The organism is Arthrobacter sp. NPDC080073 (assembly GCF_040686575.1).
Lineage (GTDB): Bacteria > Actinomycetota > Actinomycetes > Actinomycetales > Micrococcaceae > Arthrobacter.
This window is the reverse complement of sequence record NZ_JBFBKR010000023.1, coordinates 1-15,906: the sequence shown is the minus strand read 5'-3', so window position 1 is coordinate 15,906 and position 15,906 is coordinate 1. Positions and strand designations below refer to the sequence as shown.

The window sequence follows — 15,906 nt, the reverse complement described above, 5'->3', positions numbered from 1 at the left end:
ATGTGGCAAGCGAGGCGAAGGAAAGAATTGGCCAAGCGGCTGCCTCGTTGCTGGAGCCGGGGCAGTTCGTAGTCCTGGATGTCGGAACAACCGCGCTTAGCGTGGCGAGGGCAATCCCGAGTGATTTTCGCGGCACGGTAGCGACCAATTCGCTGCTTGTGGCCATCGAACTTTCGAACCATCCGAACGTGGTGGTCCACGTGGCCGGGGGTAGGCTCCGAGGCGGGGATATGGCGCTGTCCAACTCCAACGCCCAAAACTTCTTTAGGGACCTGCACCCGGACATCGCATTCCTTGGATCCGGTGGAATCGATGCAGCGGCAGGACTAACCGACTACTACCTTGAGGAAGCAGCGGCCCGGAAAGTCATCATTCAAAACTCCGCCGTTTCGTATGTCTTGGCGGACTCATCAAAATTCGGACGGGTAGCACGTCATCGAGTCGCCGGGCTCCAGGAGCTCACCGGGCTCATCACCGACTCCGAACCACCAAGCGCTATCCGTGAAGCACTCGAAAAAGGCGGCGGCGTGACAATCATCGCGTAGCTCGCCACCCCCTGCACGTCCGCGCCGCGTCACGCCGAGCAGGTTTTCGACGCCGCCAACGGACTGCGAGCCCGGGATTCCGGGGTTTCGGAGCAGTGTGGGCGCCAAAAGGGTGCGTGGCGTGACGCGGTGCCGAGTGCTATTGCAGGATGGCGTCGGCTTCGACTTCGACTAGGAGGTCGTCGGCCGCCAGGGCGCCGACTTCGACGACGGCGGTCACGGGACGGATGTCGCCGAAGATTTCACCGTGGACGGCGCCAACGGCGTCGAAATCTGCAATGTTGGTGAGGTAGACGCGGGTGCGTACGACGTCCGCGAATGATCCGCCCGCCTGGATGAGGGCGGTCTCGATGCGGTTGAAGATTTCGCGTGCCTGGGCGGCTGCATCGTTTCCGCCGACTGCGCCGTTACTGGAGCCGGCGGTGGTTCCTGCCACGACGATCTGGTTTCCGACGCGGACCGCGCGGGAGTAGCCGAGGATCGGTTCGCGGGCGGATCCGGATGAGATGTTCTGGCGCTCGTTCAAGGGTTCTCCTGATTGTAGGTTTTGCCCGGCTGGTGCAGGGCATGGTCCGGCAGCGCCCCAACAGGGGGCGCGGCCGGCGGTGCTGGTGACTATTTGGCGAGGCCGATGGTGACGGCGCCGGCGTTCCAGTTGATCTGGCCGAGCATGCTGGACGGGACGCGGAAAACACGGCCCGGTGCTGCGGGCCACCAAAGCCGCTTTCGGGCGATGACTTCGCCGTTTTGGCGCAGGACCACTTCGGGGAACGGGACGTAGGTATCGCTCCAGAGCAGAAGCCGACGGCGGGGCGGCGCCGGATCGTGTTGGCGCAACAAGGCGGGCGCCACCCACCTGAACGGAGCGTCCGCCGTCAGACTTAGCGGTGCACCGGCCGGCCGATCTCCCCGGAGGTAGTTGACAACGTGCCCGGCTACGGCAGCGCCGTCGAGGGCCGCCACGTCGGCGGTGTCCACGGGATGCAGCATGTTGCCGATGGCGAAAATGCCGGGCTTGGTGGTACGCAGGGCGGCGTCCACCAGTGGTGACTTGCTGATCGGATCGATGTCGACGTCGGCCGCACGGGCGAGTTCATTGTCCGGGATCCAGTCGCCGGTGAGGATGACGGTGTCGCAGTCGACGATCCTTCGTTGACCGGTGTCGATGTTCTCGATCTCCACACCTTGTACGTTCGGCTTTCCGATGATCCGTGTGACCCTTGTGCGTGTGGCCACTTTGGTGCCGAAGAACAGTTTTCCGGGTCCGCTGAATAGCCGGTAGGCATCCGCTTTCGGGTATTCGGTGGTCATCAGTACCGTCTTGCACTTGGCGTGTTTCAAGGTCATCGCTGCCGACCAGCTGACCAGCTCGGCGCCGACGATAACAGCCCGTTTGCCGACCTTGCCGTGCTTGAGGTGGATGATGTTCTGCAGGTGTCCGGTGGTGTAAACGCCTTTGCCACGGTCACCTGGAATGAGCCGGGCGGGACGGGGCCGCTCCCTGGCACCGGTAGCGAGAATGATCACCTTCGCATCGACGCGCATTCGCCCTTCGGGCATCGTGACGTTGACGGAACGCCCTCCTGCCCAGTCGGTGACCATGGCGTTGGTGAGGATCCTCGCACCGGCGGCGGTCGCCTGCTCACGCAGAATACGGGCGTATTTGGGCCCGTCGATGAATTTGGCCATGTCACGGATTCCGTAGCCGGGATGGTCGCTGTGCCGAGGGATGCCGCCAGCGACGCTTTCCCGTTCAAGGACGAGGACTTCGCCGCTCACGCGGGGAGCCAATTCGGCTGCGGCGCGGAGCCCGGACGGCCCGGCGCCGATGATCAGGACGGTCGGGGTCAGGACCGTGTCGTTGGTGCTCACTTGATGACCTCCACGCTGGCAACTTTTGCTTTCGGATTAATGGGGACGTTGGCGCTCTCGCCGCGGGATTCGAGAAGCTCGCTTACTTCCGCGCCGCAGAAGAATCCCTGGCACCGGCCGTTCTGGGCGCGGGTCCGGCGGCGCAGCCCGTCCAGTGTGCACGGCGGGATAGGGGAACTGAACGTGTCGCGGATTTCACCGGCGGTGACACGTTCGCAGAAGCATACGATCTTCCCGTACGCGGGATCTTCCGCGATCCTCGCCGCATCCTGGTAAGGGCGGAGGAAGGCTTCGCCGATGTTGGGCATGTGTGGTGGTTCGGGCAGGTTGTCGCGTTTCACAAGCTCAATGGCGCCCGATGCGCTGAGGAGTTCGTCGACGTACTCGGCCACGGCGATGCCGGAGGTCAGGCCAGTGGAGCGGATGCCGCCGGCGATCACGTACTGCTGTTCCGTGTCGACCTCGATGAGGTAGTCGGGGTAATCGCTGGCTGCGCGTAGTCCGGCATAAGTGGCCGTTACCTCTTCTTCCAGGAGTTTGGGCATGATCTTCTCGCCCTTGCCCCTCAGGAAGGCGAAGCCGCCCTCGGACGTTCCCGTGTCGGTGCGGTCGGTGAGGTCTTCGGCGGTGGGGCCTAGCATCACGTTGCCGTAAATGGTGGGGCTGACGAGCACGCCCTTGCCCAATGCTGTCGGCACCGGCAGGACGATTTTGTCCACGAGCGGCCGTGCCTGCTTGTCGTACACCAACAGCTCACCGCGTCGGGGGGTCAGGTGGATCCGGTCATAGCCGAAGAGCTGGTCGATCGTGTCCCCGCCCAGCCCGGCGGCGTTGATCACCCAGCGGGCGCTGATCCGGTCGATGCTTGTGTAAAGGTGCGTGACGCCCTCGACCCTGTCGATGCTGGAAACCCTGCGTCGGAGCAGGAGTTCCGTCCCCCGCTGCACAGCGTCAGTCGCCAGGGCAAGGTTGGTCGTCCAGGTGCAGATGATGGACTCGTCCGGGACGGAAAGCCCGGCCAGGGCGCCCTCGCCCAGGTGCGGCAGGAGCCGGTAGATTTCCGCAGCGTCGATGATTTCGGTCTTGGCATATCCGTTTTGCTCGGCCTTGACCTTCAGGCCTGGCAGGGCGTCGCGCTGCTCGTCATCCCACGCCACAAGGATGGCACCGGTGTGCTCGACCGGAATTCCCGTCTGCTTGGCGTACTCGGAAAGCAAGTGGTACCCCTCGTGCACCATCTTCGACTCAAGGGTTCCGGGCTTGGCGTCGAATCCTGTGTGCAGGATCGCGGTGTTGGCCTTGCTCGTCCCGTCCCCTACGTCGTCGCGCGCGTCCACGAGCGCGACGCTGAGCCGGTACCCGGACAGTTTCCGCGCGATGGCTGAGCCCACAATGCCGGCACCGATCACGGCGATATCGTAGGTTTTGTTCTGGGTGTTGCTCATTCGGGTGTTCTCCTTCGTCACCGGGTTGCCTCGACGGCGGTTGCCCACCGCGCTCGGAACTCGGCTGCTTGGTCTGCCGACCACTTCGGTTCATAGACAGTGCTGGGGCTCCAGGGAACGACGGCGTCCTGGAGTGGGAGGGATGGTTCAAGCGCCACTCTGGCCAGGGCAGCCGCGCCCAAGGGCGTAGCGTGCTGGGAGGGGTAGACGTCGATCTCTATCTGCATGAGATCGGCGACGGCCTGCATCAGAACACGGCTTTGCGTCAGCCCGCCGTCGGCCCGCAGGCGCTGGAGTGGATGACCGATGTCTGAAGCGACAAGTAAGCCCAGCTCGGCGACCTGCGCGGCGATACCCTGCAGGACGGCAAGCACGATGTGTTCCGGCCCGGTGGACAGGGTCATTCCCGTGAGGGAGGCTTTGGCTTCCGGACTCCACCATGGTGCGGCCAGGCCCGCGAAAGCAGGGACGCTGAGCACGCCGCCGGAGTCTGCGGCAGCTACGATGTCGAGCTCTGAAGCTGACTTGATGAAGCCCATTCCTTGGAGCCACCTGACGGCGGACGCGGCCGTGTACACCTGCCCGTCAAAGCAATAAGTGGGTTTGTCTTTGACAGTCCAGGCGACCGACGCGGCGAGCCCGGCCGACGAGCGTGTTGCCGACGTTCCGGTGTTGGCCAGCAAGAACGCCCCCGTGCCGAAGGTGCACTTCGCTTCGCCGGCTTCGAGGCAATTCTCGGCCAGGAGTGCCGCCTGCTGATCCACAATCAGGCCGCCGACGGCCATGAGGCCTCCGAAGGCGGTCGTTGAGCCCGCGATCGCGTCGGACGGCAGAATCCTGGGGAGCTTTTCGTCGCCCAGTTCGAACAGGTCCAGCAGTTCGGGGTCCCAGTCCCTGCTGTCCAGACTGGTCGTCAGCGACCGGCTGGCTGTGCTGACGTCCGTGACAAATTCACCGGTCAGATGGTGGGTGAGCCAGCTGTCGGAGGTGGTCACTACACCGTCCCGGGTGACGTTCTTCCTGATCCACGCCTGTTTGGGGGCGGAGAAGTACGGGTCGAGGACGAGTCCGGTGCGGCTTGCGAATTCATCCCGATGGTCTGCGAGGCCGGCGCAGATGCTTTCGGCGCGCCGGTCCTGCCAAACGATCATGTTCGATAGTGGCTTGCCGCTCGCCGGGTCCCAGGCCAGGACAGTTTCTCCTTGGTTCGCGATGGTGACGATATCGATCAATGCACCGGACTGGGCGACGGCGGCCCTTCCGGTTTGAAGGACGGAGTCGAGCAGTTCCTGCGGGTCCTGTTCGACGCCGCTGCCGGGCAGGTAGTGCGGCCGGACTGATTGTTCGGCCAGGCCCAGGACTTTGCCGTCTTCAGACACGACGACGGCTTTGGTTCCGGACGTGCCCTGGTCGATGGATAGAACGGTGGTCACTTGCCCTGCGTCCTTTCGGAATGTTTGGCGTCGGCGTCGAGCTCGGCATCGATCGAGTGCAGATCGGGCATCGCGAGTCCGGAAGGACCTCCGCGTCGGACGAGCAGGAAGACCAGGTACACAGCGCCGATTGCCACCATGATGGCAACGTACAACCAGGAGTTGATGAAGGATGAATCTCTGAAAACAGAGAGCATGAAGATCAGCCACGCGGCCGCAAGGATGATGACTGGTACCTCGAACTTGCCCAAGGTGAATCCCTTGCTCGCGGGAAGGCTCTTGCGCTTGACGATATACAGAAGAACCGTAGCCGCATAGATTACCGCGGGCAGCAGGGTAGCGGCACCGAAGAGGCTGAAGAGCGCGTCGGTCTGGAAGGCGAAGAGGCCGAGGATCAGCTCCCCAAGGACGAACATGAGTCCGGTTGCCGCGGTGGGGGTTCCGAAGCGCGGGGACACTTTGCGCCACACGGCGTGGCCCGGGAAGCGATCGTCGCGGGACATTGCCCACACGAGCCGGACTCCGGTCATGAGAATCACCATGCCGCAGGCAAAGATTGCAATGACGACCATCACCAGCAGCGCGGTGCCTACGACCGGTCCGAGAACACGGTTGATGACGTCGGCAACGGGAGTTCCGGACCCGGCCAGGGTTACGGGATCGCCGGCCAGCATGGTAATGGCCAGGAGGAAGAGGAAGCCCAGGATGCCGGAAGCGAGGACGGCTTGCCACATGGCGCGGGGCACCACCCTGGCAGGGTCTTTGGTTTCTTCGGCGAGGTTGGCGGCGGATTCGAATCCCACGATCGTGAACGCGCCCAACAAAGTCCCCATCATCCAAGGACCGACGTGGAGCAAGGAACCGACGCTGAAGTAATCCTGCGCCGGGAGGGAACCTGTGGAGAACAGATTGCCCAGGTTCAGTTCCTTGGCCACTGCGCCGACGACGATGAGAAGTACGACGAGCAGGATCATGCCGATGAGCTCGGCCGAGACGGCGAAGTTGTTCACCCGTTCCGTCCAGCGCGTGGAAAACGCAACCAACAGGGCCTGCAGGGCCAGCACAATGCTGGTGATCAGCCAGGCGTTCGCTGGGGTTCCCTCGTAGCCAAGGAGAACAGGCAGCACCGTTGAAGCGATGGTGTAGTCGACGGCGACCACCACGATGGCGAGGAACGTGAAGGAGATCCAGCCCATGATCCAGCCCAGCACCGGGTTGGCCAGGCGCGACATCCATTGGTAGGAGTAGCCGGTCACCGGGATGCGGGCGGCCAACGAGCCGAAGATCAGCGCGACCATGAGTTGCCCGACCGTGACGATCGGCCAGGTCCAGATGCCGGCAGGCCCGGAGCTGTTGAGGACCGCGCCATAGGTAGTGAAGATGCCCGTGGCTATGGAAACGAACGCGAAAGCTACAGCAAAAGAGGCGAATTTGCCCGTTCCGCGCTTCAGTTCCTGCTTGTAGCCGTACTCTTCAACGTCTGTGTCCGTGCCGGGCACGATACTGTCTGCCGGTAGGGGGTTGTGTGTCATTGGAGCGAATGTCCTTCGATGAGTGCCCGTCGGAGCGTCGTTGCTGGGTCAGGCCGGGCGGGGTGTTGGTTCGTTGGAATTTGGTTGTTCCGTGGTGCCTCATGTTCATGGCGACATGACAGCGGCCGGGTACGGCCTACGGGGCGGGGGGAGCCACGTGCGTTGGAATCGCATCCACCCATTTTGTGGATTTATGAGGATTCATAAGGAAAAGTATGGATCTGCAAGACCAGAACGTCAAGAGACAATTGTTGCGAGTGTCACAATCACCCAGGTTTTCCTTGGTTTTACGGGGATCCACAGCGAAACATTGACTAACATGTGTCCACATAATTCCACGATCTGCCTCAGGATCCCTGGCTGAGAGCGAACCCACAAAACCCAACGGGCTTACCGTTGCTCCAAGTCGTAGAGTGCCGGGCGGCTTAAATGCTGATACCCCGCACTTTCGTGCGGGGTATGTTCACAGCGGGCCCCTGCCGGGCAGGATTGTGCGGGTCAAACGTCGCCGCCTGGTCCGCAGGAACTAGGGGGACGCCTCGCTCGGGGCGCCACCTTGGAGGACTTCAATACCGGCGTCCTTCAGGGACTTGATTCGGGGACTAGTGGCCTTGCCGTCGGTAATGACTCCCGTTAGTTCGTCGAGATCGCAGACGTGGCGGACAGCGACGCGTCCGAGCTTGTCACCGACTGCCAGAGCGTAGGCTTTGGCGGACTTTTCTATCATAAGTTGCTTGATTGCCACGTCCTCGGATGAGTAGTCGGTGAGGCCCGCCCGTACGTCCACTCCCCCAGCGCCAAGGAATGCCCAGTTCGCGTTGAAGCTTCGGACTTGCGCAAGGGCGTCCGGGCCGTATGTTGTCATCTCTCCCGCTCGGACACGACCGCCAAGCACATATAGTTCGATCTGTGGACGGTCGCTCAGGATGGATCCCACCACCAGGCTATTGGTGATGACAATGCCATGGAACGTTGGCGAGAGTGCCCTCGCCGCTGCTTCCACGGTGGTTCCGACATCGAGGAAGATGGTGTCGGCGTCGCCGACCAGCGCAGCAGCCGCGGCCCCGATCTCGCCCTTCTCCTGAGGGTTTTCCATTGAGCGGTTGGCCCTGTCGGGTTCGCTCTCCGTCACTTTGACAGGAGGCATCGCTCCGCCATGGATGCGCTTGAGCTCCCCAGACCTCTCCAAAGCCATAAGGTCCCTGCGCACGGTTTCGCCCGAGACAGACATCATGGCTGCAATGTCGGCGGGCCTGAGGAAATCCCCTTCGCTGACGAGTTCCAGGATTCTTCGGCGCCTGACCTCGGGGGGCTGCTTCATTGGACCAACCATCGCCTTCAGTGCCCTCTACTAGTCGGCTCCTGCGCGGTTTGACCGGTGTGCCGATGCGTCGACTGGACATCTTCGTCTAGCGGAAGCACCGATGCAGGATGCAATTCTGTGTGTATCATACGAATTTGCAACAATTTCCACAACTTGCCAACCGAGCGGGGTTCCGAGGAGTTCGAGCGCGACAGGACCACGCCCGGTCACCCCGGGCTTCACGCCGACCGACCCCTTGCGACCGACAAGACTGGTCGCCAACGCCGACTCCTCGCCCGAGTCGGCAACCTCGTCCCAGACAGGAACATTGCACGATCCGGCCGCTCCGGTCGCAGCTACTTCCGTGGTGACAATGCACCATTCACCCAGCCCGCTCAATCCGCGGACTTCCCCAAGGCGGATGCGCCTTCATCTGCTGACAACCCGGCACAAAATCAGCGATCTGCACTGCCGTCGCCCCCGGGGCCGTCCGAACCCTCCCGATGAACGCCACAACGGTGACACTAGAACAAAACCCCTTAGTGCGTGAAAAAGCACCAATCCACCGTCATCACCGCAGGTCAGCAATGCGGCGCCTTCGTTCCTGGGCGCGCCGTGGTGCGCGAAGATTTGGCAGCGGCTGGTCTGTGGTCGTTGCTCGCCTACGTGGCGCACACTGAAAGGGTCCGTCGTGGTCGACCCCGATTGCTCTGTAGTGCCGCTGAGCCTGTAGGTCAGCATGGTGGTGGATGGGCTCCACGGGAACCGTGGATTGTTGCCTTCGAGCACGAGCGTCAGACTTACCTTTTCTCCCTGCCCTCCCCGCGACGGACATCAGTGATGGTCCTGTTTGATATGGAGGAGGAAGTAGCCATGGAAGTCGTCCATGTCCGTTGTGCCGGGCTCGACATCTCCAAGAGGGACGCAAAGGTCTGTGTCCGGATCGCCGCGTCAGGGCGTCGCAAAACAACCGAGACAGTGACGACCTGGGCCTCGATGACCAACCAGATCCTCGCATTGCGAGAACACCTTGCCGCTGAGAGGGTCACCTGTGTGGTGATGGAAGCGACCGGAGACTACTGGAAGCCCTTCTACTACCTGCTCGAAGACCTGCCGGGCGTCGAGGTGATGTTGGTCAACGCCCGGCACGTGAAGAATCTTCCAGGCCGCAAAACCGATGTCTCCGACGCCACCTGGCTAGCTCAGCTCGGTGCGCACGGCCTGGTGCGCGGTTCGTTTGTTCCACCAGAGCCGATCCGTAGATTACGGGACCTGACCAGGGCCCGGACCGCGATCACCCGTGAACGAGGCCGTGAGATCCAGCGGCTCGAGAAACTCCTCGAAGACGCCGGGATCAAACTCTCCGCGGTGGCCTCCGACATCACCGGTGTTTCCGGACGGCTGATGCTCGAGTCCCTGATCGAGGGCCAGCGCGACCCCTCCGTCCTCGCGGAGCTGGCCAAGCGACGGCTGCGCTCGAAGATCCCGGAGCTGATCGAGGCGCTGACCGGCCAGTTCAGCGAGCACCACGCGTTCCTCGCCCAGGTGCATTTGGACCTGATCGACCGGCACTCGGCCGCGATCGAGGACATCACCGCGCGTATCCAAGCGGTGATCAAACCCTTTCAAGGATTCCGAGAGCTGATCACCACCATTCCCGGCATCAGCGTCTTGACCGCCGAGGTGATCATCGCCGAAATCGGAGGGGACATGTCCAGATTCCCCACACCCGGCCACCTTGCATCCTGGGCCGGCACGACCCCGGGCAGTAACGAGTCCGCTGGACGGGTCAAATCCACCAGGACCCGTCCAGGCAACCCCTACCTCCAAGGAGCCCTTGGCGCCGCGGCAATGGCCTGTGCACAGAACCCGACAACCTACCTCGGCGCCCGATACCGTCGGATCGCTTCCCGGCGGGGTCCGCAGAAGGCAAACGTCGCGATCCAGCACAAAATGCTCGTCTCGATATGGCACATGGGCATGGACGGGACCCTCTACGAGGACCCCGGCAGCGATTTCTACACCGGTTTACAGCCGGAACGGGCAAAGAGCCGGGCAGTCCACCAGCTCGAAACCATGGGCTACCAAGTGAACCTCGACCGCGTTAGCTGACCGCAGCAGCGGACTCTGACGCGAATTCAATCTTCGCGTCAGAGCGCCGACCCAGCCCGAGACCACGACCCGTGAGCCAACTCAGGTCAGACGGCCCAAACCACGCTCATCTACGAAGGGCCGCCAATTTGGGGCGTCGGAGCTAGCCACGAACGACGGTCGTTGCCGTTCATAAGGCAGTTCCTACGCCATTTCTCCCTTAACGTATGAAGCTATCTTCGAGCTGGCTGGCGAACTGGAGCAGCCGCCCTTCGGACCATTTTGGTGCAACTATCATCACGCCAACAGGTAACCCGTCTGAGACACCAGCGGGAAGGGACAGCGCCGGATGCCCAGTTAAGTTAACGGCGCCGGTGTTGGCCAGTACGTCCCACCCGCGTCGAGTTCGGGAGACATCGTCCACTGAAGCGTCAAGAACGTGGGGGAGAGACGGTGAAGTAGGCGCCACAAGGAAGTCCACGTCGCGCAACGCACCATCATATGCTGTACGAAGTGAGTGGATGGCGTTCGCGGCCTGGCTGTAAGACCGCCCCGGACGCCTGGATTGCAAATCGTTTCCCGCGATAAGCGCCGTAATAACAGATGGGCTGAGCTTGTCGAAGTTGTCGGCGACTCCTTGGCTGAGCGCATCATTTAGTTCGGTCCAATGATAAGCATCCTGTGCAAAAGTTGGCTGTATTCCAGCCAGAGTTGCAATCATGCCTTCAACAAATATTCCTGTTGAGAGAGGGCCGAAGCTGGCGTCATCCAAGCTGCAATCGTCTACCTCTATGCCTTTGACCCGCCACTTCGTCATCACCGTTTCAAAGGCAGACCGCACGGCGTGATCCGATCTATCCACGGCAGCCTTCAGCACCCGAACGCGCCAGCGATTGTCACCAATCCCACGAACGCTCTGAATGCTGTATGAGTCCCTGTCTGGCGACGGAAGATTGCGTTGGCGGGGGTCCAGTGGGTCGGCGCCAGCTATTACTTCAAGTACATCTGCAACTACGCCCACGTTCTTGGCCATGATTCCGACGTGGTCCAAGGACGAGTCCATTCCAACGACACCCGTGTATGGGACCAGGCCGTGTGTGGGTTTGAGACCAATCACGCCACACCACGCGGCGGGAAGACGAACGGAGCCTCCCTGATCGGTACCGATTGCTACGTCGACATCTTCGTAGCGAAGAGAGGCAGCGGCACCTCCCGACGAGCCTCCAGCCGATCGATGTGCATCAAATGGATTCCTTGTTGGACCGTAGAAACTCGTGTCACCTCCGCCGGAAAGAGCGAGATCATCCATATTTGTGACTGCGACCAACGAGGAACCAGCATCGAGCAGCCGACGTGTGACCGTTGCATCTCCTGCCGGCACGAAGCCCTGCAGCGCCGCCGATCCACACGTCATCTCAATTCCGCCAACGGCGATCGAATCCTTCAGAGTTACACGCAGACCCTCCAACGGGCCACTCGCCTCACTTCGGACATCGATTTCTCGTACGATAGCGTTCAGCGGATCGTCTATCTTCTTCCTTGGCAACTGCCTCCTATGGAGCGTCGTTGAGAGGGGCAATGGTGGAGAGGCAGGCAGTTGCTCGAGGGCTTCTGCAAGTTCAGTAGCGAAAACGACCAGACCCGAAACATCAACCAAGTTCTCCAGGTAGTTAGCAAGGGAATTCTGCATAGGTCCCATTTACTTCTCCACCGTAAGTGCGGCAATCTTGGGGCTATTTTCGGCCGCCCAACCTTTGGATATGTTGCCCACGTGGTGGAAATGGACTGATACCTTGGCGAAGCGCCACGTTCCGTCTATCTTGATGAATTCGTCATCGTACGATCCCATGGCAATTATGGGTTCAAACGAACCGGATTCAGCTGCCTTCGTCGCCAGTTGGAGCAGTTCCCATCGACCTCGGGCGCTTTGCAGGTCTCCACTAACCTCTATGCGAGGATTGGACATATAGTGTACCGCCCAGGGAAATACTCCTGAGCCGAAACGATCCATGAAGCGTTTGATTTCCGAGCGTCCTCGTACGAGGGGGAAAGTATTGCTTTCCCAGGTTCCGTCTTCCGTGAATAATTCAGCCAAAGCCCCTCCGTTGTAGCCGGTGTCGCAGATCTGCGCATACAAGTTCTTCAGTCCGCGCAGATCTTCGAGAGCTTCGAGGCGGCCTAGACGGTCTTCCAAATTTGTGTCCGACGGCGCCACTATCGCCTCGCGAATCGGCCAGAGGTGAACGCAACAGCCGCTAGGAGGACTCCGCCTTTGAGCAGTGATTCGATATAGAACGGAAGTCCGAACTGTTGCAGTCCTGCCACTAGCACCGCGAGAATGAGGACTGCAACAATGCTTCCGATGACGTTGTATCGACCAATCGTGTAAATCGCTGCACCCAGAAAAACGGCTGCAAACGCTGGGAGAAGGAAGTTCGCCCCAACCTGCGGGTTTCCCGAGCCGAGTATCGCGCCCTCCACGACACCAGCTAGGCCGGCGACGGTTCCTGAGGCCATGAACGCGCTGATGGTTAGTCGTGTCGTGGGGAGACCCACAAGGCGGGCCGCCTCCGGATTGTCACCCATTGAATACAGGTATCGCCCTGTGGGCGTCCTTTCGAGGACCCACCAGATGACAAGACAGAGGATGGCCGCGTAAACGATCGGGAGAGGGATGCCGAATACACGATCGCCGAGGATTCGAAAACTCTTAGGAACGTTTGAAGCGAAAATGGATCCATTTGTCCACCACAACGCGATACCGAGTGCGATGCTGCCCGTGGCCAGAGTCGCCACCATGGCATTGATTTTCAACCATGCGACGCACATGCCATTGATAAATCCGACGAGTGTACCCGCCGCCACCCCTGCAAGGCACGCAACCCATGTTGGGACCGAGAAGAATTGAAATAGCCCGATCGAAATGATCATCGAAAGGGTCAGGATGCTGGCCAGAGAGAGATCGAAATAGCCGGCGACGACAGGAACCAGCATCCCCACTGCGAGCATTACCCCGACTGCTTCGTTACTGAGGATCGCCGTGACATTGGTGGACGTTGGGAAGGTGCGAGGCAGCATCAAGCTGAACATCAATACAAGTGCCAAGAGCGCGTAGAATCCATACCACCGAGGGTTGAGTAACCTGATCGCCTTTGACGGGCGTGCGTTATCGTCCTCCCGCGTTGGCCGAACAGGTGGTCGTTCTGTTATTTTTGTCGTCATTGCCCAGCCTTACCTTGTAGTTACACTTCGGTGCAATGGAGTGAGGAATTTCGTCCGTTGCAGCGAGGTGAAGAATTTCGTCCTCGGAGACAGATTCTGTATTTATTTGGGAACGTATCCGGCCTTGCCTCATCACTATGATTCGGTCGGTGAGTTCTTTGAGTTCGGTAAAGTCTGATGAGACGACGACGATACTCATTCCGTCTGCTGCCATGTTGCGGATTGCGTTATGTATTTGTACGCGGGCGTGCACATCGACGCCCTGCGTTGGCTCATCTAGAAGGAGAATCTTAGGTGCGAGCCGCGCCCATCTGCCAATGATCGCCTTTTGCTGATTGCCACCGCTGAAGAGACGAAAAAGCTTGTCAGGCTGTCGCGGACGAACATCAAAGGCGTCCATAGTTTGGCCCATTTCCTTTCGTTCGCTTTTACGGTCGATCCATTTTGGGCTAGAGAATCCGGCGAGAGATGCCACGCTCAAGTTCTCAAGCATGGTCATGTTGTTGAAGGCTCCGTGGGTTCGCCGGTCTTCGGGAACAAACGCGATGCCAGCCCGCACCGCTGCCTGGGGACTGCCTGGAGGAACGGGAGTATCGCCAACTTTGACGGACCCCAACCGTGTTTGCGCTCCAGATATTAGCCGCATGACTGTGCTCCGCCCTGATCCGAGCAGGCCGGCTATTCCTAGGATCTCTCCTTCGCGCAGTGCAAGGTCTAGACCACTTACTCGCCCCCCTGCTAGAGACTCGCAGCTCATTACGACGGGCGTTTCCTCAGACGGAAGCCGTTGCCTTGCATGCTGCGTGGCCGAAAACGCGGAACCAGCCATGAGCGTTGCTAGCCCGCGTTCGCTAGTTGTCGAGGTATCTCTCGTGTCGACCCTCTTGCCGTCACGAAGAATGGTTACTCGTGATGCAAGTGAGACAAGGGCGCCTAGATCGTGCGTAATGTAAAGTATGGGCACGCCTTGACCGGCAACTTTGCGAACAATATCAAATACGATGCGGGCTTCATTCTCTGGCAGGGAGGCTGTAGGTTCGTCCATCACAAGGAGCCGAACATCCAGGCCTGCCCAGAGATCCTGTACGGCTCGAGCAATCGCGACCATAGTCCGTTCGGTCTGTGATAGATCTCCCATCCGCGACCGGGGATTGATGTGTTCGATACCGAGGCGTGACATTGCTTCGCGAGCCGCTGCGCATTCGGTAGCTTCATTGAGGATCACTCGGCTACTGTGCCGGTATCGAGCGCCGAGTGCGACATTGTCCATGACCGTCTGGCTTGTAAAGACGGCTGGATCCTGGTGAATGAAGCGGAATCCGAGGTCGTGTGCTTTTTGAGGATTCATGTCATCGATGGATCTGCCATCCACAACGACATGTCCTTCATCAGCTTGATGAACGCCGGCTAGTACCTTTACAAGCGTTGACTTTCCGGAACCGTTCATTCCTGCCAGACCGTGGATCTCACCCGGGCGAAAATCGATATCTATCCCATCCAGTGCCGTCTGACCTGCGAATCGTTTTGTTACGCCCGTCAGACCCACGACTTGCTCGGACGTCACGGCTTCACACCCCAAAGTTTCAAGTACGCTGCCCGGAAGTCCACGTCCCCTTCCCAGAGACCGGGGATTGTCTTGGCGATAGCCTGATCGATGACCTTTACTCCCAAGACATCAGCAGCAGGTTTAGGGTCCTGGCCGGCGAAAATGCGATTTATTGCGTCCACGTCGGACCAGCCGATCCATCCGAGGGCGAACGCGGTTGTGGCCGTTTGCCCGCCGCCGCTGCTGATGAGCTGAATAGCGGCGGATGTTCCGTCTGATCCGAGGACCACCTTGCCTTCAGCTCCAATAGATCTGAGCCCCTGAAGAACTGCTGGGACTGCATAGTCGTAGTCGATGTAGATAGTGTTGAAGTCCGGGTTTCGCTGGGCCATCTGCTGCACAAGACGGGGAACAGCGTTGGCAAGATCCGAGAATGTGAAGGTCTGGTCCTCAAGAATTTGGCAAGTCGAGCAGCTCTTGAGTCGTTCTACGAATGCACCATGCCGCGCATTAAGGACGTCGAACCCAGTGTCGTGCAGGACGAGTGCCTTGACTGCCCCCTGAGTCTTGACGATCGCGTAGTCGGCAAGCAGTGAGCCACTATCGTTCCATGCCTGTTCGCTAGGGTTGTTAGAGAAATCAACCAGATTAGAAGACGTCGCCGAGGATGCGACGACCTTTACTCCCTGCTGACGGGCCTGGCTGAGAGAGCCTTGGATGGTCGAGGGGTTGATCGCAAACGTGATGATCCCGTCAGGCTTCAAGGCAAGCGCCTGCTGAACAGCCGCATTTTGGGAGTCCGCTGTGTCTTTGCCGTCGATGGGGGCTGCCCCCGGTTTTGTTGACTCCTTGACCTAGCGAGCTTGTGCTCGTGGAAGGATGTTGACCATGCCCACGGCTTATGGGGCGGAGTTCCG

The 15,906-nt window shown here is 60.3% G+C and carries 13 protein-coding genes; 2 read left to right on the top strand and 11 right to left on the bottom strand.

All coding sequences use genetic code 11. The features are described 5' to 3' along the window. The first annotated feature begins 2 nt into the window (after positions 1-2). Positions 3-545, top strand: coding sequence for a hypothetical protein (locus tag AB0O52_RS19880; RefSeq protein ID WP_364541408.1), 543 nt, complete (start codon positions 3-5; stop codon positions 543-545). 139 nt (positions 546-684) lie between these two features. On the opposite strand, the gene AB0O52_RS19875 is transcribed toward AB0O52_RS19880, so the two are convergent. From AB0O52_RS19875 to AB0O52_RS19850, 6 genes are all read right to left on the bottom strand, one after another. Further along, entirely contained in the window at positions 685-1,071 is a 387-nt protein-coding gene (locus tag AB0O52_RS19875; protein ID WP_364541288.1) for a RidA family protein, read from the bottom strand. 89 nt (positions 1,072-1,160) lie between these two features. After that, on the bottom strand, positions 1,161-2,417 hold the full coding sequence (locus AB0O52_RS19870; protein WP_364541286.1) for an FAD-dependent oxidoreductase: 1,257 nt from the start codon (positions 2,415-2,417) through the stop codon (positions 1,161-1,163). Beyond that, entirely contained in the window at positions 2,414-3,862 is a 1,449-nt protein-coding gene (locus tag AB0O52_RS19865; protein WP_364541283.1) for an NAD(P)/FAD-dependent oxidoreductase, read from the bottom strand. The genes AB0O52_RS19870 and AB0O52_RS19865 overlap by 4 nt, the downstream gene beginning before the upstream one ends. A gap of 17 nt (positions 3,863-3,879) precedes the next feature. After that, on the bottom strand, positions 3,880-5,295 hold the full coding sequence (locus AB0O52_RS19860) for an FGGY family carbohydrate kinase (protein WP_364541280.1): 1,416 nt from the start codon (positions 5,293-5,295) through the stop codon (positions 3,880-3,882). Continuing rightward, complete coding sequence (locus AB0O52_RS19855) at positions 5,292-6,827, bottom strand: amino acid permease (protein WP_364541277.1); 1,536 nt, start codon at positions 6,825-6,827, stop codon at positions 5,292-5,294. Before AB0O52_RS19855 ends, AB0O52_RS19860 begins: the two co-directional genes overlap by 4 nt. Before the next feature lie 526 nt (positions 6,828-7,353). Beyond that, entirely contained in the window at positions 7,354-8,148 is a 795-nt protein-coding gene (locus AB0O52_RS19850; protein WP_364541274.1) for a DeoR/GlpR family DNA-binding transcription regulator, read from the bottom strand. Between the two features lie 855 nt (positions 8,149-9,003). Here AB0O52_RS19850 and AB0O52_RS19845 point away from each other — a divergent pair. After that, a complete protein-coding gene (locus AB0O52_RS19845; RefSeq protein WP_364541405.1) occupies positions 9,004-10,242 on the top strand; it encodes an IS110 family transposase in 1,239 nt (412 codons plus the stop codon). Between the two features lie 199 nt (positions 10,243-10,441). On the opposite strand, the gene AB0O52_RS19840 is transcribed toward AB0O52_RS19845, so the two are convergent. The 5 genes from AB0O52_RS19840 to AB0O52_RS19820 form a co-directional block, all read right to left on the bottom strand. After that, positions 10,442-11,911, bottom strand: a complete 1,470-nt coding sequence (locus AB0O52_RS19840) for an amidase family protein (RefSeq protein ID WP_364541271.1) — start codon at positions 11,909-11,911, stop codon at positions 10,442-10,444. Positions 11,912-11,920: 9 nt separating this feature from the next. After that, the gene (locus tag AB0O52_RS19835) at positions 11,921-12,436 is read right to left on the bottom strand and encodes a nuclear transport factor 2 family protein (protein ID WP_364541268.1); all 516 of its coding nucleotides are present in this window, start codon (positions 12,434-12,436) and stop codon (positions 11,921-11,923) included. Next, positions 12,436-13,326: an ABC transporter permease gene (locus AB0O52_RS19830; protein ID WP_364541265.1), complete on the bottom strand. Its 891-nt coding sequence runs from the start codon at positions 13,324-13,326 to the stop codon at positions 12,436-12,438. The genes AB0O52_RS19835 and AB0O52_RS19830 overlap by 1 nt, the downstream gene beginning before the upstream one ends. Before the next feature lie 61 nt (positions 13,327-13,387). Continuing rightward, complete coding sequence (locus AB0O52_RS19825; protein WP_364541263.1) at positions 13,388-15,007, bottom strand: sugar ABC transporter ATP-binding protein; 1,620 nt, start codon at positions 15,005-15,007, stop codon at positions 13,388-13,390. Continuing rightward, positions 15,004-15,810: a substrate-binding domain-containing protein gene (locus AB0O52_RS19820; RefSeq protein WP_364541403.1), complete on the bottom strand. Its 807-nt coding sequence runs from the start codon at positions 15,808-15,810 to the stop codon at positions 15,004-15,006. The genes AB0O52_RS19825 and AB0O52_RS19820 overlap by 4 nt, the downstream gene beginning before the upstream one ends. Positions 15,811-15,906: the final 96 nt, after the last annotated feature.